General features: G+C 75.6%; 17 protein-coding genes. 11 read left to right on the plus strand and 6 right to left on the minus strand.

Translation table 11 applies throughout. The annotated features are described in order from the left end of the window. Window positions 1-370: 370 nt before the first annotated feature. The 4 genes from ACIOHG_RS10110 to ACIOHG_RS10125 form a co-directional block, all read right to left on the minus strand. The gene (locus tag ACIOHG_RS10110) at window positions 371-1,135 is read right to left on the minus strand and encodes a hypothetical protein (RefSeq protein ID WP_400947736.1); all 765 of its coding nucleotides are present in this window, start codon (window positions 1,133-1,135) and stop codon (window positions 371-373) included. Window positions 1,136-1,219: 84 nt separating this feature from the next. Further along, window positions 1,220-1,981, minus strand: a complete 762-nt coding sequence (locus ACIOHG_RS10115) for a hypothetical protein (RefSeq protein ID WP_400947738.1) — start codon at window positions 1,979-1,981, stop codon at window positions 1,220-1,222. Window positions 1,982-2,440: 459 nt separating this feature from the next. Next, window positions 2,441-3,847, minus strand: coding sequence for a family 2B encapsulin nanocompartment shell protein (locus tag ACIOHG_RS10120; RefSeq protein WP_400947740.1), 1,407 nt, complete (start codon window positions 3,845-3,847; stop codon window positions 2,441-2,443). A gap of 441 nt (window positions 3,848-4,288) precedes the next feature. Continuing rightward, window positions 4,289-5,233 carry an esterase/lipase family protein gene (locus tag ACIOHG_RS10125; protein ID WP_400947742.1) on the minus strand — a complete coding sequence of 315 codons (945 nt, stop codon included), beginning with the start codon at window positions 5,231-5,233 and terminating at the stop codon, window positions 4,289-4,291. A 493-nt stretch (window positions 5,234-5,726) separates the two neighbouring features. Here ACIOHG_RS10125 and ACIOHG_RS10130 point away from each other — a divergent pair, with 493 nt between their 5' ends. After that, complete coding sequence (locus ACIOHG_RS10130) at window positions 5,727-6,854, plus strand: helix-turn-helix domain-containing protein (RefSeq protein WP_400947744.1); 1,128 nt, start codon at window positions 5,727-5,729, stop codon at window positions 6,852-6,854. A gap of 25 nt (window positions 6,855-6,879) precedes the next feature. Here ACIOHG_RS10130 and ACIOHG_RS10135 read toward each other — a convergent pair whose 3' ends face one another. After that, entirely contained in the window at window positions 6,880-7,455 is a 576-nt protein-coding gene (locus ACIOHG_RS10135) for a GNAT family N-acetyltransferase (protein ID WP_400947747.1), read from the minus strand. Then, on the minus strand, window positions 7,455-7,610 hold the full coding sequence (locus ACIOHG_RS10140) for a hypothetical protein (RefSeq protein ID WP_400947750.1): 156 nt from the start codon (window positions 7,608-7,610) through the stop codon (window positions 7,455-7,457). The genes ACIOHG_RS10135 and ACIOHG_RS10140 overlap by 1 nt, the downstream gene beginning before the upstream one ends. On the opposite strand from ACIOHG_RS10140, the gene ACIOHG_RS10145 reads away from it, so the two are divergent. From ACIOHG_RS10145 to ACIOHG_RS10190, 10 genes are read left to right on the plus strand one after another with little or no spacing between them, the layout of a single operon-like run. After that, a complete protein-coding gene (locus tag ACIOHG_RS10145) occupies window positions 7,602-8,873 on the plus strand; it encodes an ATP-grasp domain-containing protein (RefSeq protein WP_400947752.1) in 1,272 nt (423 codons plus the stop codon). The two genes, ACIOHG_RS10140 and ACIOHG_RS10145, sit on opposite strands and share 9 nt — an antisense overlap. Before the next feature lie 59 nt (window positions 8,874-8,932). Then, complete coding sequence (locus ACIOHG_RS10150) at window positions 8,933-9,718, plus strand: Rossmann-like domain-containing protein (RefSeq protein ID WP_400948483.1); 786 nt, start codon at window positions 8,933-8,935, stop codon at window positions 9,716-9,718. Next, on the plus strand, window positions 9,715-10,791 hold the full coding sequence (locus tag ACIOHG_RS10155) for a pyridoxal-phosphate dependent enzyme (RefSeq protein WP_400947754.1): 1,077 nt from the start codon (window positions 9,715-9,717) through the stop codon (window positions 10,789-10,791). The genes ACIOHG_RS10150 and ACIOHG_RS10155 overlap by 4 nt, the downstream gene beginning before the upstream one ends. Continuing rightward, window positions 10,788-11,924: an enolase C-terminal domain-like protein gene (locus ACIOHG_RS10160; protein WP_400947756.1), complete on the plus strand. Its 1,137-nt coding sequence runs from the start codon at window positions 10,788-10,790 to the stop codon at window positions 11,922-11,924. Before ACIOHG_RS10155 ends, ACIOHG_RS10160 begins: the two co-directional genes overlap by 4 nt. After that, window positions 11,921-13,195 (plus strand): MFS transporter, encoded by a 1,275-nt coding sequence (locus ACIOHG_RS10165; RefSeq protein WP_400947758.1) that lies wholly within the window; start codon window positions 11,921-11,923, stop codon window positions 13,193-13,195. The genes ACIOHG_RS10160 and ACIOHG_RS10165 overlap by 4 nt, the downstream gene beginning before the upstream one ends. Then, window positions 13,192-14,001, plus strand: coding sequence for a class I SAM-dependent methyltransferase (locus ACIOHG_RS10170; RefSeq protein WP_400947761.1), 810 nt, complete (start codon window positions 13,192-13,194; stop codon window positions 13,999-14,001). Before ACIOHG_RS10165 ends, ACIOHG_RS10170 begins: the two co-directional genes overlap by 4 nt. Then, window positions 13,998-15,554: an ABC transporter substrate-binding protein gene (locus ACIOHG_RS10175; protein WP_400947764.1), complete on the plus strand. Its 1,557-nt coding sequence runs from the start codon at window positions 13,998-14,000 to the stop codon at window positions 15,552-15,554. The genes ACIOHG_RS10170 and ACIOHG_RS10175 overlap by 4 nt, the downstream gene beginning before the upstream one ends. Beyond that, window positions 15,542-16,498, plus strand: a complete 957-nt coding sequence (locus ACIOHG_RS10180) for an ABC transporter permease (protein WP_400947766.1) — start codon at window positions 15,542-15,544, stop codon at window positions 16,496-16,498. The genes ACIOHG_RS10175 and ACIOHG_RS10180 overlap by 13 nt, the downstream gene beginning before the upstream one ends. Next, window positions 16,495-17,289, plus strand: a complete 795-nt coding sequence (locus ACIOHG_RS10185; protein WP_400947768.1) for an ABC transporter permease — start codon at window positions 16,495-16,497, stop codon at window positions 17,287-17,289. Before ACIOHG_RS10180 ends, ACIOHG_RS10185 begins: the two co-directional genes overlap by 4 nt. After that, window positions 17,286-18,740 carry an ABC transporter ATP-binding protein gene (locus ACIOHG_RS10190; RefSeq protein ID WP_400947771.1) on the plus strand — a complete coding sequence of 485 codons (1,455 nt, stop codon included), beginning with the start codon at window positions 17,286-17,288 and terminating at the stop codon, window positions 18,738-18,740. The genes ACIOHG_RS10185 and ACIOHG_RS10190 overlap by 4 nt, the downstream gene beginning before the upstream one ends. The last annotated feature ends 39 nt before the right edge of the window (window positions 18,741-18,779 follow it).

Below are 18,779 nucleotides of genomic sequence, written 5' to 3' on the forward strand. Positions count from 1 at the left end.
TTCCGTCCGGTTCTCCGCCCGGCTCTCCGGGCGATCCCCCGTGCACTCCCCCATGCGGTACTTCATTCCCCTCTGCGCTCCCCGTGCTCTCCCCGTGCCGCGCCCCTGCCGCCGAGGCGGCGGCCACCCGCGCGGGCTCCCCGTCGGCCGCCGGACCGGAACCCGGGAGCCCCCGCTCCCGCCGGGCCGGGCGACCGTCTTCCAGCCTAGACCGCGAACCGCCTCCGTACGGCCGACCCACCCGGATGCCCCCGCACGAGTGTCCTCGAACGGGCGTCTGGCCCAGGCCGCCCGAGCGGACGGCCCGCACGTTCCGCCGGATGCCACCGGACGGTCCGTGCGGGCCGGCTCGTCGCCACGGAGCGGGGGCTCAGCCGCCGAGTGACGGGAACAGGCTGAGGAAGGGCTCCGTGGTGACGGAGATGCCGCGGCCGAACGGGTCGTCGAAGTCCCAGATCAGGAACAGCAGGAACCCGATCAGCGCGGCGAAGGTACCGGCCAGGATCAGTTCGCGCGCCGTGCGACGGATCTGCAGGGCGAACACCATGCCCACCGTGATGACCGCGCCGATGATCAGGCCGAACCAGACCACGCCGGGCATGGTCGGGCCGACGTTTCCGCCCCGGGAGGTGCGGGCCTCGTCGGCGGTGGCGATCCGCTCCATCATCGCCTGGTAGGCCTGGGCCTGGTTGTCGTTCTCCGGGGCGTGGGTGGCGACGTCGGTGCGCAGCTTGCCGAGCAGGTCGTCGCCCTCGGGCGAGATCTCCCCGTCGGTGCGCATGTGCTGCCACTCGGTGTTCACCACGAAGCTGACGTAGGCGTCGACGTCCTTGTTCACCACCGCGCGGAAGTCGGCGGGGAACACCTCCGCACGGGCACTGACCTCGTGCAGGGCCTGGGCCTCGCGCTGTACGTCGTCCTGCGCGGACGCCCGGGACTCCCAGACGCCGGCGATCGCCAGGCCGAGCACGATGGCATAGACCACGCCGATCATCATGGTCATGTACTCGATGACGTCGGGCGTCTCCGAGGTGTCCTCGTCCTCATCGGCCCTGCGACTTCTCACCAGCACGACCACGACGACGACCAGGCAGGTGCCGGCCATCACGAGGGCGAGTGCCAGCCATTCGGGCATGACGGGTCCTCTCCTGAATTGTTCGAATCGTTCGACATGAAGAACGGGAAGAAGGTGGTGCTGCGGCGCGCGGCCGACGCTCCGTCAGGAGCCGCCGCGGCGGGCGCCACCGGTGCCACCGGTCTTGCCGCGCGGACGCAGCGCCGCGGCGGCGAGCACGGCCGGCACGGTGACCACGAGCATCGTGGTGGTGGTCGGTGTGGCCTTGTGCCGGGGCGCGGCCGCGGCCAGGGGCGGCGGCGGCAGGTGCACGGACGGCTTCGGCGTGGGCCGCACGGGCGCTGGGCTCGCGGGCGCGGGGCTCGCGGGCGGCGGCGAGGACGGCTCCGGGCTGGGCGCGGGCGGCAGCACTGGGGTGCGGACCGGCGGCAGCGCGGGCGCGGGCACGGGTTTCGGCGGCGCGGGCGGCGCCGGCGGGACGGGCGACGGCGGCCGGGGCGCGGGCGTCGGGGTGGGCTTCGGACTTGGCGTGGGCGTCGGCTTCGGCGTGGGGGTGGGCTTCGGCGTGGGGGTGGGCGTGGGTGTCGGCTTCGGGGTGGGCGTCGGCTTGGGGGGATGGCAGTGGTGCCCGCCCTGGTCGTCGCCGTCCTCGTCGTCACCGTCGCCGCCGTGACCGCCCTGGTTGCCCTGGTTGTTCTGATTGCCCTGGGCCCCCTGGCCCCCCGGGCCGCCGCCCCGCGGCCGGAGCGGGACGCTCACCCCGGCCCCGGCCTTCACCTCGACGTGCACGCCGCCGGCGGTGACCGAGGTGTGCACCTTGACGCAGATGTCGAGCCGGTGGTCGTCCCGGTCGTGGGCGACGGCCGCGGCCCGGACGGACGCGGCCTGGGCGGCGCCGGTCAGCACGGCGCAGACCACCGCAACCCCGGCCAGCGCGGCCGCGGCCCGGGCGCCGCGCCGGGCACCGGACCGGCCCGGTGCGGGGGCTGACGGGCCGTCGGATCTGGCGGGTGGTAAGGCCCGGGGGGCCGTCCCGGCACCGGCGGGCGGCCGGTCGTTGCGCTGCATGGGGCGTGGTCCAACCTTCCGATGGCTGTGGGCGACTGGCTGCGGGCGACCGGCCGGGACGGGCCGGTACGGAGTACGCGGAACACGGAGCGGTGAACGGGACAGCGGGGCGCGCACCGCTTCGAGTACGGCCGGGGCGGCCGGAGCGCAGTCGAGGGCGCGCCGGACGACCCGCCGCCTTTCCGCCCGGTGGGCAGAAACGGATCGGCATGATCAATCCGACGCACCCTCAACGTGGTGTGCCGCCTTTTGGTTACGGCCGGCGGCGGGCCGTCACTACACGCTGCGGAGCGGGACTCAGCGGTGCGCGATCTCCACGTTCTCCAGCACGCCGAGGGCGTCCGGCACCAGGATGGCCGCCGAGTAGTAGGCGGTCACCAGGTAGTTGATGACGGCCTTCTCGTCGATGCCCATGAAGCGGACCGACAGGCTGGGCTGGTACTCGTCCGGGATGCCGGTCTGGTGCAGGCCGATGACGCCCTGGTTGTCCTCACCGGTCCGGACCACCAGGATCGAGGTGGTGTTCTCCTTGGTGATCGGGATCTTGTTGCAGGGCAGGATCGGGACGCCGCGCCAGGCCGGGACCTTGTGGCCCTGCATGTCGACGGTGTCCGGGTAGATGCCGCGGGCGTTGAACTCCCGGCCGAGGGCGGCGATCGCCTTCGGGTGCGCCAGGAAGAACTCGGAGTCGCGGCGGCGGCTCAGCAGCTCGTCCAGGTCGTCGGGGGTGGCCGGGCCCGAGTGGGTCTGGATGCGCTGGTCGAAGGAGCAGTTCGAGAGCAGGCCGAAGTCGCGGTTGTTGATCAGCTCGTGCTCCTGACGCTCGCGGAGCGCCTCGACGGTGAGCTTCAGCTGCTGCTCGATCTGGTTCATCGGCTGGTTGTACAGGTCCGCGACCCGGGAGTGCACCCGGAGCACGGTCTGCGCGATGGACAGCTCGTACTCGCGCGGCTTGAGCTCGTAGTCGACGAAGGCGGTGGGCAGCAGGTGCTCGCCCTCGTGGCCGGCCGACAGCGCGATCTCGGCCTCGCCGAGCTCGTTCTGCCGCTGCAGCGGGAGGCTGGCGAAGTCCCGGATGTGGGCCTGCAGGCTCTCGGAGAGCGCCAGCACGGTCTCGAAGTCGGCCCGGCTCAGGGTGAGCAGGGTGCCGTTGGTCTTGGCGGTGGCGGTGTAGTCCCAGGTCGCGTCGGCGTCCAGCAGGGCGTTCTCGCCGAACCGGTCGCCGTCGCCGAGGACGCCGATCACCGCGTCGTCGCCGTACTTGCCGGTGGAGACCTGGTTGATCTTGCCGTGCGCGATCAGGTGGATCTTGTCGGACGGGGTGCCGCGCTCGACCAGCACCTCACCGGCCCGGAACTCCCGCTGCTGGCAGCGGTCGGCGAGGGTGGTCAGCACCTCCTCGTCCTCGAAGCCGCGCAGCAGGGCGAGTTCGCCGAGCTCCTGCGGGATGACCCGGACGTCGCCGCCGGTCTGGATGAACTCGATCCGGCCGTCGCCGACCGTGTAGGTAAGGCGCCGGTTGACCCGGTAGGTACCGCCGGAGGTCTGCACCCAGGGCAGCATCCGCAGCAGCCAGCGGGAGGTGATCTCCTGCATCTGGGGCGCGGACTTGGTCGTGGTGGCCAGGTTGCGGGCCGCGGCGGTGGTGAGGCTGGTCTGCTGGCGCTGCGCCTGCTGAGTCTCCGGGCTGCTGTCCACGGACATCGGGCCGGGCTCTCCTTTGTCTCGCACGGCACCTGACGAAGCGTCAGATCCGTGATCGTGATGGGGCGTTGGCAAAGAAAGCGGAATGTGCCGACGGGGGTCTGCCGTGCTGCTCGCGCCGCGTTCCCGACCGCCTCCGGAACACTAGATCGTTCCGGACCCCGCAGGGCCGTTGGAACGCGCGCTGCACCCAATCAGGTGAACCTTGCCCTCGGGAGGATTGGCGGCGCGATGAGCGCTTCAGCTGCCCCCGAACCGCATGCACCCACCCTGACCTGCGCGTTCGTCGATCCGCCGCCGGGAAAGGCCGAACGCCCCCGCAGGGCGGGGGCGTTCGGGGTGGCGCGGGCACACGGGGGGCGCACTCCGGCGGACGGCCGGGGCGGCGGGGACGGGCGGGGCGGCGGGGCCCTACAGGGGGACGGCCGGGGCGGCGGGGCCCTACAGCAGCGGGCCGGTGACGGGCAGCACCACCTGGCACGGGATCGGCCGCGGGTGCGCCGGGTCGAGCGCGTTGAGCACGTCGGTCAGCGCCACCGGGTCGTAGCCGATCTCCAGGTGGTCGGTGGCGTCCAGCGCGCACTGGTCCTGCACCAGCAGGTTCGTGACGTGCGGGCCGGGCGGCAGGAAGGAGTTGGTGTACGGGGTGACCACCTCGTCGTACTTGGTGGCGATCACGGTGTACTCCACGCCGGGGACGGTCGCGCCGCCCGCGTTCAGCGCGGTCAGGAACGGCGAGCCGATCTCCTGCTCCACGCAGGCCTGGCAGGGGCCGGCCAGGAAGTCGTTGGCGGGCTCCAGGATCCGCAGCTGGCGGCCGAGTTCGGTGATGCCGTCGAGGGTGGTGCCGTAGTTGCTCGGGGCCAGGCCGACCAGCTTGCCGACCTTGGCGGCGCCGCCCAGGTTCTTCAGGTAGTAGCGCGGCAGCATCCCGCCCTGCGAGTGGCCGACCAGGTCGGCCTCGGCCGCGCCGGTCGCACCGAGCACCCGGTCCACGAAGGCGGCCAGCGTGCGGGCGCCGTCGGCGATCGAGCCGGTCCCCTGGACCGGCGAACCGGCGGACGGGCCGCCGTAGTTGAAGGCGTAGACGCAGTAGCCCTGGTTGGCCAGCAGCGGGGCCGCGCCGCCCCAGTTGTCGTTCTGGTTCTCCAGGGTGCCGTGCACCAGCACCACCGGGTTCGGGTGGGCCGCGCTCGGGCGGCAGGACCAGTCGTTGGCCCCGGCCGGGCTGCCGCCGGGGAAGAAGAAGCCCTTGACGAAGCCGGCCGAGAAGTGGGTCTCCACCGGCCGGCTCCCGGTGGCGGCCGCGGGCTGCGCCCCGGCAGCCAGCACGCCCGTCGCGGCGAGGGCCGCGAGCACCGTTGCCCGTACGCTGTTTCTCCGCATTCCGCTCACCTTCCGTGGGGGTCCGTCGGTTCCCGGAATTCCCCGGGGCGGCGGTTCGGCTCGAAGCTAGGATCGGTCCGACGGGTCGTCAACACACCGCGTGCCGCCCGGCGGAAAATCCATCTGCGGGTGCCAGGAATTCCGTCCCCCCTCCGGCGGAACTGTCATCGGCGCGAGCGTTTCGGCCCGGAGCACCGGCCGCCCGGGGGCACAAGCTTGTGCCGAACCTATTGACCGGCGGGTAACCCCGCCGCATACTCCCGGTGGCCCGGGCTGCTTCCGCAGGCCCGGCGCATTCCGGACGATCGGATTATCGCTACCCGGAGGAGCGGAATTGGGAGGGCCCTGGGAAGGACTTCCACGTGATTTGCCGAGCGGGCTGAGAGCGGAGCAGCAATCCCTCGCGACCGAGATCATCCATGAGATCAGATCGGCCGTCCCGGAATTCTCCCGGCCGCTCTCCGGTCAATTCGGCACGGGTATCCAGCAGGGGGTGGAGACGGCGCTCGCCGAGTTCGTCGACCGGATCGCCGGGCTGCCCGCGCCCGGTCCGCGCCAGCTGCGGATCTACCGCTCGCTCGGCCGCGGCGAGCTCGCCGAGGGCCGCAGCCTGGACGCGCTCCAGGCGGCGTTCCGGCTCGGCGCCCGGATCGCCTGGCGCCGGTACGCCCGGGTGGCCCGCCGCCGCGGCCTCGGGCCGGAGCACCTGGTGGCGCTGGCCGAGGCGGTGTTCGCGCACATCGACGAGGTCGCGGCCGCCAGTGTCCAGGGCTACATGGACGCCCGCACCGACCGGGCGGGCGCGCTCGGCCGGGCCCGCCACCGCCTGCTGGACCTGCTCCTCGCGGGCGCCGACCCGGCCGACCTGGCCGCCGCCGCCCGGGCCGCGGACTGGCCCCTCCCCACCCTGGTGGCCGGCGTCTCCCTCGACCCCCGCTCCGCGACCGCCCCCCGCTCCGCGACCGCCCCCGGCACCGCCCCCGCCCCCGGCGCCGTCGCCGCCGCCGAGCGGACGCCCCCGCGTCCGACGCACCGTCAGCCCGTCGGCCCCGCCCTCGCCCTGTCGACGCCGCCCGCCCGGCTGCCGGACCACGCGCTGGCGGGGCTCGACGACCCGCGGCCGCACCTGTTGCTGCCCGACCCGGGGCCGCTGTCCGCCGACCCGCAGCTGGCGGCCGCGCTGCACGGGCGGGGCGCGGTGATCGGTCCGGCGGTGCCGCCCGCGCAGGCCGCGCAGTCGCTGCGCTGGGCCCGCCTGGTCCGGGCCTCGCTGCCGGAGGCCCCGCAGCGGCCGGTGGACTGCCGCGAGCGCCTCGGCGACCTGCTGCTGCTCACCGATCCGGCGCTGGTCCGGCTGATCGCCGAACGCCGGCTGGCCCCGCTGGCCCCGCTCACCCCCAAGCAGCGCGAACGCCTGGCCGGCACCCTGCTCGCCTGGCTGCAGACCGGCCGCGGCACCGCCCCCGAGGTCGCCGCCCGGCTCGGCATCCACCCCCAGACCGCCCGCCAGCGCCTGCACCGCGTCCACCAGCTCTTCGGCCCGGCCCTCGCCTCCCCGCACACCCGCTTCGAACTCGAAGTGGCCCTCCGCGCCGACGCCGCCGCCACCCACCTCCGCTGAGCCCGCGGCCGGGCGCCGAACCGGGTCAGGCCGTCGGGCGGGTGCCGCCGACCGGTACCGGGAGCGGGATCTCGAAGTGGACGGTGGCGACTCCGGGCCCGTGCTCGCCGGTGGGCCGGGCGTCGAAGACCTCGTCGGCGAGGGCGCGCCAGAACGGTTCGGCGCCGGGGATGTCGGTGTTGGTGTGCAGGTAGAGGCGGTCGTAGCCGCCGTCGGCGGCGGCGAACGCGCGGGCGAGGTCGACCATCCGGCGGGCCAGCCCGTGCCGGCGGTGCCCGGCCCGGACGTACACCCGCAGCAACTGCGCGGTCCGGCCGGACGGGTAGCGCTCGGCGAGGTGCCGGGGGTGCGGCGGGTGGGCCGGTCCGGTGGAGTTGAGGGCCGTGGTGCCGACCACCTCGCCCTCGTGGACGGCGACCACCAGGGCGTGCCGGGGGTGGTCGAGGTAGCAGCCCTGCAGGTCGATCACGTCGGCGTGCCAGCGGGGTACGAAGCCGTAGCCGAACTCGCGGTAGAAGGTGTCCAGGATCAGCGAGCGCGCGCCGGGCAGGTCGTCCGGTGTCGCGTGTCGTACCTGGTAGCGGCCGTGGTGACGGTTCATCAGCCCTCCGGGCGGACGTCGGGGTCGGGGCGGTCGGTCGCACCATACATGAAAACGGTTTCCATCTGACGCTTATTGAAAATGACAACGCTTGCAGATAAGTTCTCCCCGAACGGCCGCTCCAGGCCGCCCGGAGAGGGGATCACGTGGCGCATCTGCTGGTTATCGAGAGCTGGGTCGGCTCCATGAGCCGCCTGCTGCCGAGGGCGATCGAGGAAGGGGGCCACCGCTTCACCTTCCTGACCCGCGACCTGGACCACTACCTGCGCGCGGCGCCCCCGGACGGGCGGCATCCGCTGCTCGCGGCCGAGAACGTCCTCACCGCCGAGACCAACGACCCCGGGTCCCTGCTGCCCCGGGTCGAGCGCCTGCACTCCGTGCTCGGCTTCGACGGCGTGGTCTCCTCCTGCGACTACTACCTGCCGACCGTCGCCGCCCTGGCCGACCGCCTGGGCCTGCCGGGGCCGGACCCGGCCGCCGTGCGGGCGGCCTGCCGCAAGGACCTCACCCGCCGCCGCCTGGCGGAGGCCGGCGTCCCCGGTCCGCGCTTCGCGCTGTGCCGGGACGCCGGGGAGGCCGCCGACGCCGCGCGGGAGATCGGGTACCCGCTGGTGGTCAAGCCGGTCGACCTGTGCGCCGGGATGTACGTCCGGATGGTCGCCGACGAGCGCGAACTGGCTGCCGCGCAGCGGGAGCTGGCCGCCTTCCCGGTGAACGCCCGCGGCCAGCTCCGGGAGCCGGCCGTCCTGCTGGAGGAGCTGCTGACCGGGCCGGAGGTGAGCGTCGAGACCGTCACCCACGACGGCGGGACGCACGTGGTCGGCGTGACCGGCAAGACGATCGGCGGCACCCCGGCCTTCGTCGAGACCGGCCACCTCTTCCCCGCCGACCTCGGTCCGGCCCTCGCGGAGGCGGCCGCCGCGACCGCGGTCGCCGCCGTCCGGGCGCTCGGGCTCGACCAGGTCGTCGCCCACACCGAGCTCAAGCTGACGCCGGACGGCCCGCGGGTCGTCGAGGTCAACCCGCGCCCGGCGGGCAACCGGATCACCGAGCTGGTCCGCCGCGTCACCGGCGTGGACCTGGCGGCCGCGTGCGTGGACGTCGCCCTGGGGCGCCGGCCCGAGCTGACCCCGGGCGGGGCCGGTGCCGCCAGCGCCGCCATCGCCTTCCTGCTGCCCGACCGGGACGGCGTGCTCGCGGCCGTCGACGGCGCCGACGACGTTCGCGCCGAGCCCGCCGTGGTGGAGCTGGTGCTGGCCGAACCCGGCCGCGAGGTCCGACGGGCCGTCAGCAACAATGAGTACCTGGGCCACGTGATGACCGTCGACCCGGACGGCGACGGCGCGGGGCGGACCGCCGAGCGGCTCCTCGCCCGGCTGACGCCCCGTTACCGGGCGGATGCGGCGGTCCTCGCGTGAACGCCCTGAACGCCCTGAACTCCCCGACCTCTTCTCACGCCGTGGCCTCCCTGGACGCCATGGTCGAGCGGGCGCTGGCCGGCGGGTACGGCCCCGACCCTGCGCGGCGGCGGATCGCCGTCGCCTTCACCACCACCCAGGCGGTCCGGCACGACGGCAGGTCCTCCGGCTACCGCAACGAGGTGCTCAGCCTGCGCCTCGGCGAGGCCGTCGGCTCCTGCGCCGTCGAGCCGGGCACGCTGCCCGCCGCCGCGCTGGCCGACTGCGCGGGCGCCACCGTCGCCGAGCTCCTCGGGCACCCGCTCGCCCCGGTCCGGGTGGCGGCCCTGGACGCCCTGCTGATGACGGCCCGCCCGCACACCCCCGCCAACGGCGCCCGCCCGTACCCGCTGGCGGCCGGCGGTTCGCTCGCCAAGTCCCGGGCCCGGGCCCGCGCGGTGGTCGAACTGCTGCCGCTGGAGCACGTCCGGCGGGTGCTGGTGGTCGGCGTGGTCAACTCCCTGCTGGAGCGGCTGCGCGAGCGCGGCGTCGACCACCTGCCGTGCGACCTCAAGGGCGGCACCACCGAGTGGGGCGAACCCGTCCGCACCGACGCCGCCCCGCTGTTGGCCCGCTGCGACGCGCTGCTGGTCTCCGGCATGACGCTCGGCAACGGCACCTTCGCCGGTTTCCTGGAGCACGCCCGGGCGACCGGCAAGCCGCTGGTGGTGTTCGCCCAGACCGGCAGCGCCGTCCTGCCGCACTTCCTGGGGCACGGGGTGAGCGGGGTGTCCGCCGAGCCGTACCCGTTCTTCTGGCTGGACGGCGGCCCGGGCGTCATCCACCGCTACGGCGGTGCCCGGTGACCGTGCCCACCCTGGCGCACCCCGCCAACCCCGACCTGCTGCCGCTGCTCGGCCGCACTCCCCTGGCCCGCATCCGCACCCCGCTGCCCGCACCGCACCCGGGCTTCTGGGCCAAGCTGGAGTGCCTGGGCGCGGGCGGGATGAAGGCCCGCTCGGCGGTGGCGATGCTGCGCGGCGCCCACGCCCGCAGCGAACTGCGGCCCGGCGCGACGGTGGTGGAGTCCACCTCCGGCACCCTCGGCGTCGGTCTCGCCTTCGCCGGGCAGGCGCTGGGCCACCCCGTCGTCCTGGTGGGCGACGCCGAACTGGAGCCTTCCATGCGGCAGTTGCTGCGCTCGTACGGGGCGGAGCTGGAGATCGTCGACCGGCCCGCCGAGACCGGCGGCTGGCAGGCGGCCCGGCTGGCCAGGCTCCGCGAGGTGCTCGACCGGCTGCCCGGCGCGTACTGGCCGGACCAGTACAACAACCCCGACAACGCGGCCGGCTACCACGCGATGGCCCGGGAACTCATCGGCGAACTGCCCGAGTTGGACGTCCTGGTGTGCAGCGTCGGCACCGGCGGCCACAGCGCGGGCCTGGTCGAACCGCTGCGCCGCCGCTGGCCGCGGCTGCGGGTGATCGGCGTGGACTCGGTCGGCTCGGCGATCTTCGGCCAGCCCGCCCGCACCCGCCTGATGCGCGGGCTGGGCAGCAGCATCCATCCGCGCAACGTCGCCTACGACGCCTTCGACGAGGTGCACTGGGTCGGCCCGGCGGAGGCGGTCGACGCCTGCCGCCGGCTCGCCAGGAGCTGCTTCGTCAGCGGCGGTTGGAGCACCGGCGCGGTCGCCCTGGTCGCCGCCTGGGCGGCCCGCGCCCCGGGCGGCGCGGCCGTGGCCACCGTCTTCCCGGACGGGCCGCACCGCTACCTCGGCACCATCTACGACGACGCCTACTGCCGCGCCCACGGCCTCGACCCCGACCGGGCGCACACGGCCGCCGACCCGGCCGAGATACCGCACCCCGGGGCGGTCGAGGCCACCGGCTGGACCCGCTGCCGCACCGTGGCCGACCCGCTGGCGGTGCGGACGTGATCGTCGAGACCCGGACCGCACGGCTGCGCCTCACCGAGCCGCTGCGGATCTCCCGCTCGGTGATGGCGGCGCGCGACGCCGTCGTCCTCACCGTCCGGCACGGCGGGCTCAGCGGCTCGGGCGAGGCCGTCAGCAGCGAGCACCTCGGCCTGCCCGTCGAACTGATCCACCGTCAGTTCTTTTCCGTTCAACGGAAGTTGGAGTCGGCAGCGAACCCGGAGGACGCGTTCGACCGACTCCGGTCCGGTTCCTCCGACAGCCTTGTCCCCGGCCTGGCACCCGGTGTGGTGGCGGCCGTGGAGGCCGCCCTGCTCGACCTGGTCGGCAAGCGGGCCGGTCTTCCGGCGCACCAGTTGCTCGGTGCCCCGGCGGTGCCGGCCGCCACCACCGCCCGCACCATCGGCATCACGCCGCCGGCCGGGGCCGCCGCGCTGGCCGCCCGCCTGGCCGCGGCCGGGTTCACCGTGCTGAAGGTCAAGGCGGGCTCCGCCGACCCGGCCGAGGACCTGGCCCGGGTCGAGGCCGTCCGGATCGGCGCCCCCGGCGCCCGGCTGCTGCTCGACCCGAACGGGGCCTGGACGGTGGAGGCCGCGCGGACGCTGATACCCAGGTTCGCGGACCTCGGGGTCGAGGCGGTCGAGCAGCCGATCCCGCCCGGCACCCCCGACGCGCTGGCCGACCTCGCCCAGTCCTCCCCGCTGCCGGTGATCGCGGACGAGGACGCCGTCTCCTTCCGCGACGCGGTCCGGCTGGCCGGCCGGGTGCACGGGGTGAACGTCAAGCTGGCCAAGTGCGGCGGCCCGTCCGTCGCCCTGCGGATCTGCGCGGCGCTGCGCGGCACCGGCACGGACGTCATGCTCGGCTGCCTGACGGCCAGTTCGCTCGGCATCGCGCCCGCCGTCCACCTGGTCGACCGGGCCCGCTGGGTCGACCTCGACGGCCACCTGCTGCTCGCCCACGACCCCTGGCAGGGCATCGGCGGCGCGGACGGCACGGTCCGCCCGTCCGACCGGGCCGGACTCGGCGTCCACCGCGTGCCCGACCCGACGCCCGATCCGGGGACCGACCCGGCGACCGACCCGGCGACCGACGCGAGGCCCGGCGCGAGGCCCGACGCGGGGTCCAGGGCATGAGGACGCTGCGCGCCGTGCGGTCCTTCCCGCTCTCCGTCCAGCTGCTGCTGGTCAACCAACTGGGCGTCAACACCGGCTTCTACCTGCTGGTTCCGTACCTGGCCGGCCACCTCGGGCAGGACCTCGGCCTGTCGGCGGTGGCCGTCGGCGTGGTCCTCGGGGTGCGCAACCTCAGCCAGCAGGGCCTGTTCGTGATCGGCGGTTCGGCCGCCGACCGGCTCGGCGCGCGCGGCGTCATCATCGCCGGCTGCGCCCTGCGCACCGTCGGGTTCGCGCTGTTCGCGCTGGGCGACGGCCTCGCCGTGCTGATCGCCGCCTCGGTGCTCAGCGGGCTCGCCGGGGCGCTGTTCAACCCGGCCGTCCGGGCGTACCTCGCCCGGGAGGCGGCGGACCGCAGGGCGGAGGCGTTCGCCCTGTTCGGCGTCTTCGCCACCACCGGCGCGCTGCTCGGTCCGCTGCTCGGCGGCGCGCTGCTGCCGGTCGGCTTCCGGGCCACCGCGCTCGTGGCGGCCGGTGTCTTCGCGCTGCTGACGGCGGCCCAGGCGCTGGCGCTGCCCGCCCGTCCCGTGCCGCGGGTCCGCAGCGCGGTCCTCGGCGACTGGCGGGAGGTGGTGACGGACCGCCGGTTCGTGCTGTTCGCCCTCGCCCTGGTCGGCCCGTACGTGCTGGAGAGCCAGCTCTACCTGCTGCTGCCGGACGCGGCCCGCCGCGCGACCGGCCGGGACGGGGCGGCGAGCCTGCTGTTCCTCACCAGCACCCTCGCCAACCTGGCCCTGCAGCTGCGGATCACCCGCGGGCTGGCGGTGCGCGGCGACCCGGGCCGCTGGATCGCCGTCGGCGTGCTGGTGGCCGGGCTGGCGTTCCTGCCGCCGCTCGCCGTCGACGGCCTGCCCGGGCTCCTGCTCACGGCGCTGCTGCTGCAGGTCGGCCTGATGGTGTGCCAGCCATTCGTGCTGGAGCTGGTTCCCGCCTTCGGCCGGGCCGGACTGACCGGCACCTACTACGGCGTGTTCTACCTGGCCTCGGGCCTGGCCGCGGCCGTCGGCAACGCGGCGGTGGGCTGGGCGATGGGGGCCGGGGGCCGGACGCCGTGGCTGCTGTGCGGCGCGCTCGGCCTGCTGTCCGCGGGGGCCGTCGCACTGCTCCGGCGCTCCCGGCTGCTCCCCGGACCGGCCGCCCCCGAACCCGCCGCACCTGCTGCCCCTGCTGCCCCTGCTGCCCCTGCCACCCCTGCCCGCACCGAACCCAGAGAACCGAGTGGAACGCGATGAACGAGGCGACGAACGGCGGCAACCTGCTGACCGACACCCCCGAACTGTACGAACTGCGCTTCCCCGACCCCGACCGGCTGGCCGCCCGCTGGGCCGAGTCCGTGCTGCGCGCCCACGGCGCCGGGCCGCGCGTCCTCGACGTCGGCTGCGGCACCGGGCGGGACGCCGCCTGGCTGCACACCGCGGCCGGGCGCCGGGTGACCGGCATCGACAGCTCCGCGGCGATGGTCGCCCACGCCGCCGCGCGCCATCCCGGACCGGAGTACCTGCGCGCGGACATGCGGGACTTCGACCTCGGCCGCCGCTTCGACGCGGCGATCTGCCTGGACAGCGCCCTGCTGTACTGCCACACCAACGACGACCTGGACGCCTTCCTGGCCCGCTGCCGCCGCCACCTCGTCCCCGGCGGCCTGCTGGTCGCCGAGCTGCGCAACGGCGCGTACTTCCTCGGCCGCACCGACCTGCTGGACGCCCCGCGCACCGACACCGTCACCCGGGGCGGCGTCACCCACACCTCCCGCACCGTGCTGCGGATCGACCGCGGCGCCCAACTGCTGCGCCGGACCCGGACCTGGAGCGCCGACGACGGCTCGCCGCCGGTCGAGCAGCACTCCGCCTGGCGGCTGCTGTTCCCGCAGGAGCTGCGCCACTTCCTCGCCGCCCACGGCTTCGAGGTCCTCGCCCTGTACGACCGGCCCGGCCCGCGCACCGAGCCCGCCTGGTCGGAGGGCGACCCGCCGGCCGGAAGCGTCGACGCCGACCGCCTCCACCTGATCGCCCGACTCACCGAAACGAGCACCCCGTGAACCCGTTCCCGCGCCGGCGGTTCCTGCTGGCCACCGGCGGCACCGCCCTCGCCCTGACCGCCGCCGGCTGCTCCGGCGGCCGGACGGACCCGGCCCCGGGCTCCGCCGATGACGCCGCCCCGGTCCGGGGCGGCCGGCTGCGCGCCGTCTTCGCCGGCGGCGGCGCCAACGAGACCCTCGACCCGCACCTGGTCAACCTGTTCGTCGACGCGGCCCGCGCCAAGGCCCTGTTCGACAAGCTCGCCGACTTCGGCCCGGACCTGGCCGCCGTCCCCCGGCTGGCGGAGAGCTGGGAGCCCAACGCCGCCCTCGACACCTGGACGGTCCGGCTCCGCGCGGCCGCCTTCCACGACGGCCGTCCGGTCACCGCGGCGGACGTCCTGTTCAGCTACCGCCGGATCGCCGACCCCAAGCGGGCCTTCCGCGCCCGGGCCTCGCTGGAACCGATCGACCTGGCCGCCAGCCGCGCCGTGGACCCGGCCACCGTGGAGTTCCGGCTCAAGCGCCCGTACGCCGAGTTCCCGAACGTGCTGGCCGCGTTCGGCGCCTACGTCGTCCCCGACGGCACCGAGGAGTTCGCCGCGCCGGTCGGCTCCGGGCCGTTCCGCTTCGTCTCCTTCCGGCCCGGCCGCTCGCTGCTGCTGGCGCGGCACCCCGGCCACTGGGACGGCGCACCGCACCTGGACGAGCTGGAGTTCCTGGTCGCCGACGAGGAGTCGGCCCGGGTGAGCGCGCTGCTCGGCGGACAGGCCGAGTACGCCCACGAGTTGAGCCCTGCCACCGCCCGCGCCCACGAGGGTCGGGGAAGGATCGCGGTGGTCCGGCTCCGCCACAGCGCCATGCAGGGCTTCGTGATGAAGACCGACCGGCCGCCGTTCGACGACAGCCGGGTGCGCCGGGCGTTCTTCCTGATCGCCGACCGCCGGGAGCTGGTCGACGGGGCGCTCTCCGGCGCGGGCGAGATCGGCAACGACCTGTTCGGCAAGGGCTGCCAGTACTACCCGGCGGACCTGCCGCAGCGCACCCAGGACCTGGACCGGGCGCGGGCGCTGCTGCGCGAGGCGGGCGCCGAGAACCTCCGGGTCACCCTGAACACCTCCCCCGTCGCCGCCGGGTTCGTCGAGGCCGCCGGCATCTTCAAGGAGCAGGCCGCCAAGGCGGGTGTCACGGTCGAGGTCGAGGTCGGCAACAAGGACACCTACTGGAAGGACATCCTGGACGGCGGCACCTTCGCCTCCTACCGCTCCGGCGCGATGCCGATCGAGTCGCACCTCTCGCAGCGGCTGCTGACCGGGTCCACCACCAACGCGTCGCACTGGCGGCGGCCCGACTTCGACGAGCTGTACGCGCAGGCCCAGGCGACCCGCGACCCGGCCGCCCGCACCGCGCTGTACGGGCGGATGCAGCGCCGCCTGTACGACGAGGGCGGCTTCCTGGTCTGGGGTTTCGCCGACTGGATCGTCGCCACCGCGCCCCGGGTGCGCGGGGTGGCCCGGGACGCCCCGGCGAACACCCTGGACTGGGCCAGGTTCGACCGGCTGTGGCTGGCGTGAGCGCGCCGCTGCGGTCCTGGGCGGGCCGCCGACTGCTGCTGGGGGTGGGGCAGTTGGCGGCGGTGCCCGCGCTGGTCTTCGTCCTCACCGAGGCGCTGCCGGGCGACGCCGCGGACGCGCGCGCGGGCGACGACCCCGATCCGCGGCGGATCGCCGTGCTCCGGGCGGCCATGCACCTGGACCGGCCCGCCGGGCAGCGGTTCCTGGGCTGGTTCGGCGGTCTGCTGCGCGGCGACCTCGGGGTGTCCTCGGTCAGCGGCCGCCCGGTGGCGGCCCAGCTGGCCGACGGCCTCGCGCCGACGCTGCTGCTCGCCGGGCTCACCCTCACCCTCCTGGTACCGCTGTCGCTGCTGCTCGGCGTGCTGGCCGCCGGCCGGGAGGGCGGGCCGCTGGACCGGCTGATCGGCTCCGCCACCCTCGCGGTGCACGCGGTCCCGGAGTTCGCCCTCGGCGTGCTGCTGGTCGGCGTGTTCGCGCTGCGGCTCGGCTGGCTGCCGCCGACCGCCCTCGGCGGGGTGGGGCGGCAACCGGCTGTCCTGGTGCTGCCGGTCCTCGTGCTGGTGGCCCGCCCGGTCTGCTCGATCAGCCGACTGGTCCGGGCGGGCATGCTGGCGGCGCTGGCGGCGCCGTACGTGGCGCAGGCCCGCCGGTACGGGGTCTCCGAGCGGCGGATCCGCTGGGCGCACGCGCTGCCGAACGCGCTCGCCCCCGCCGCCCAGCAACTCGCCCGCACCTGCGACTGGTTGCTGTGCGGGGTGGTCGTGGTGGAGGCGCTGTTCGTGCTCCCGGGGCTGGGCACCGTCCTGCTGGACGCCGTCGCCGCCCGGGACGTGCCGGTGGTGCAGGGGCTGGCCGTGGTCTTCGGTGTCGCCACCGTCGGGCTGAACCTCGCCGCCGACCTCGCCACCCGCCGCCTGGCGCCGCGTGCGGAGGCCGCGGCGTGAGGGGGCGCTTCCTGCTGGGCGGCGTGCTGGTCGCCGTCCCGCTGCTGCTGGCGCTGGCCGGGCCGTGGTGGGCGGGTGCGGCCGGGCCGCGCGGGGTGTCGTTCCTGCCGGGCCAGGGCCACCTGCTGGGGACCGACTTCACCGGCCGGGACGTCTGGCGGCAGGTGCTGCTGGGCGGGCGCCCGGTGGTCCTGGTCGCACTGGCGGCGACCGCGCTGACCTATGCCGTCGCCCTGCCGCTCGGGCTGGCCGCCGCGCTGACCCGCCGGGGTTGGCTGGAGGAGCTGCTGATGCGGCCGCTGGACGTGCTGATCGCGGTGCCCTCGCTCGTCCTGGTGCTGATCTGCGCCACCGTGCTGTCGCCCGGCCCGGCCGGGCTGGGCGCGGTCGTGGCGCTGGCCGCCGTCCCGGACGCCGCCCGGGTGGTGCACGCGGGCGCCGTCGGGATCGCCGCCGGGCCGGCCGTCGAGGCGCTGCGGATGAGCGGCGAGTCCTGGGTCCGGATCGCCCTCGGCCACACCGTGCGCGCGATGCGCCGGACGCTGGCCGCCGACGCGGGCACCCGCCTGGTCGGTGCGCTGTACCTGGTCAGCACGGCCGCCTTCCTCGGGGTCGGCGTGCGGCCCGACGCGGCCGACTGGGCGGTGATGGTGGACCGCAACCGGCCCGGCCTGGACCTCCAGCCGCTGGCCGTCCTGGTGCCCGCCCTGCTGATCGCCGCCCTCGCCACGGGCACCAACCTGCTGCTGGACGCCGCCCTGCAACGGGGCGGGAGAGGAGGACCGCGATGAACCGCTCCCTGGTCGAGGTGGAGGACCTGCGGGTCGAGGTCGCGGGCCGCGCCCTGCTGGACGGGGTAGGCCTGCGCGTGCACCCGGGCCGGGTGACGGCCCTGCTGGGCGCCTCGGGCAGCGGGAAGACCACCACCGCCCGCGCGCTGCTCGGCGAGTACCCGGACGGGGCCCGCGTCACCGGCCGGGTGACGGTGCCCGCCGGGGCGGTCGGCTTCGTCCCGCAGCAGCCGGCCGCCGTACTGAACCCCGCCCGCCGGGTGGGCGCCCTGCTGCGCGACCTCGCCCGTCTGCGTGGCGGCGGCCTGCCCGAGGTGCGCCGGGCGCTGGCCCGCGCCCAGCTCGACGACCCGGACGAGGTCCTGCGCAGGTTCCCGCACCAGCTGTCGGGCGGCCAGCAGCAGCGCGTCGTACTGGCCCAGGCCCTGCTGCTCGGCGCCCGGGTGCTGGTCGCCGACGAGCCGACGACCGGTCAGGACGCGCTGACGAAGCGTCGCCTGGTGGCCGAGCTCGCCGCCCTGGTCCGGCAGGGCCTCGGCCTGCTGCTGCTCAGTCACGACCTGGAGGTGGTGCGGGAGTTGGCCGACGAGGTGGTGCTGCTGCGGGACGGCGGGGTGGTCGCGGCCGGACCGGCCGAACAGGTCCTGGCCGCGCTGGACGACGGCCCGCCCCGCGTCCCGGCCGCCGCGCCGCCGCGCCCGGTCCCCGCCCGGGTGCCCCCTGCCCTCCCCGTCCTCACCGTCCGGGCGCTGGATGCCGTCCACCCGGGCGGGGTCCGGGCGCTGCACGGGGTCGGCCTGGAGGTCGGGCCCGGGGAGTGCCTGGCCCTGCTGGGCCGCTCGGGCAGCGGGAAGACCACGCTGGGCCGCTGCGTCGCGGGCCTGCACGACCGCTACCGGGGTTCGGTCGCGCTCGACGGCCGGCCGCTGGCCCGCAGCCTCCGCGACCGCTCGCGGGACGAACTCGCCGCCGTGCAGTACGTGTTCCAGGACGCCCGGGCTTCCTTCGACGAGCACCGGCCGGTCCTCGACCAGGTCGCCCGCCCCGCCGTCCGCCTGCGCGGGGCCGGCCGCGCCGAGGCCGCGCACACCGCCCGGCGACTGCTGGCGGAGCTCGGCCTCCCCTCCTCCGCGGCCGCCCGCCGGCCCGCCGAGCTGTCCGGCGGGGAGCTCCAACGCGCCGCCCTGGCACGGGCGTTGGCGGCCTCGCCGCAGGTACTGGTGTGCGACGAGACCACCTCGGGCCTGGACGCGCGGACGCGCCACGAGGTCCTGGAGGTCCTCGTGGCGCTGCGCGAACGGGCCGGTCTGGCGCTGCTCCTGATCACCCACGACCTGGATGCGGCCCGTGCCCTGGCGGATCGTGCCGCGGTGCTGGACGGCGGCCGGGTCGTCGGGGCGGGGAGCGCCGCGCGGGTGCTCCGCCGGGGCGCGGTCGGCGCAGCAGGGTAGCGGCGTAGCAGGCCGCGGCGACCGCCATGACGGCGAAGC

This window comes from Kitasatospora sp. NPDC088134, assembly GCF_044741705.1.
In the GTDB taxonomy this organism is placed as follows: Bacteria; Actinomycetota; Actinomycetes; order Streptomycetales; family Streptomycetaceae; genus Kitasatospora.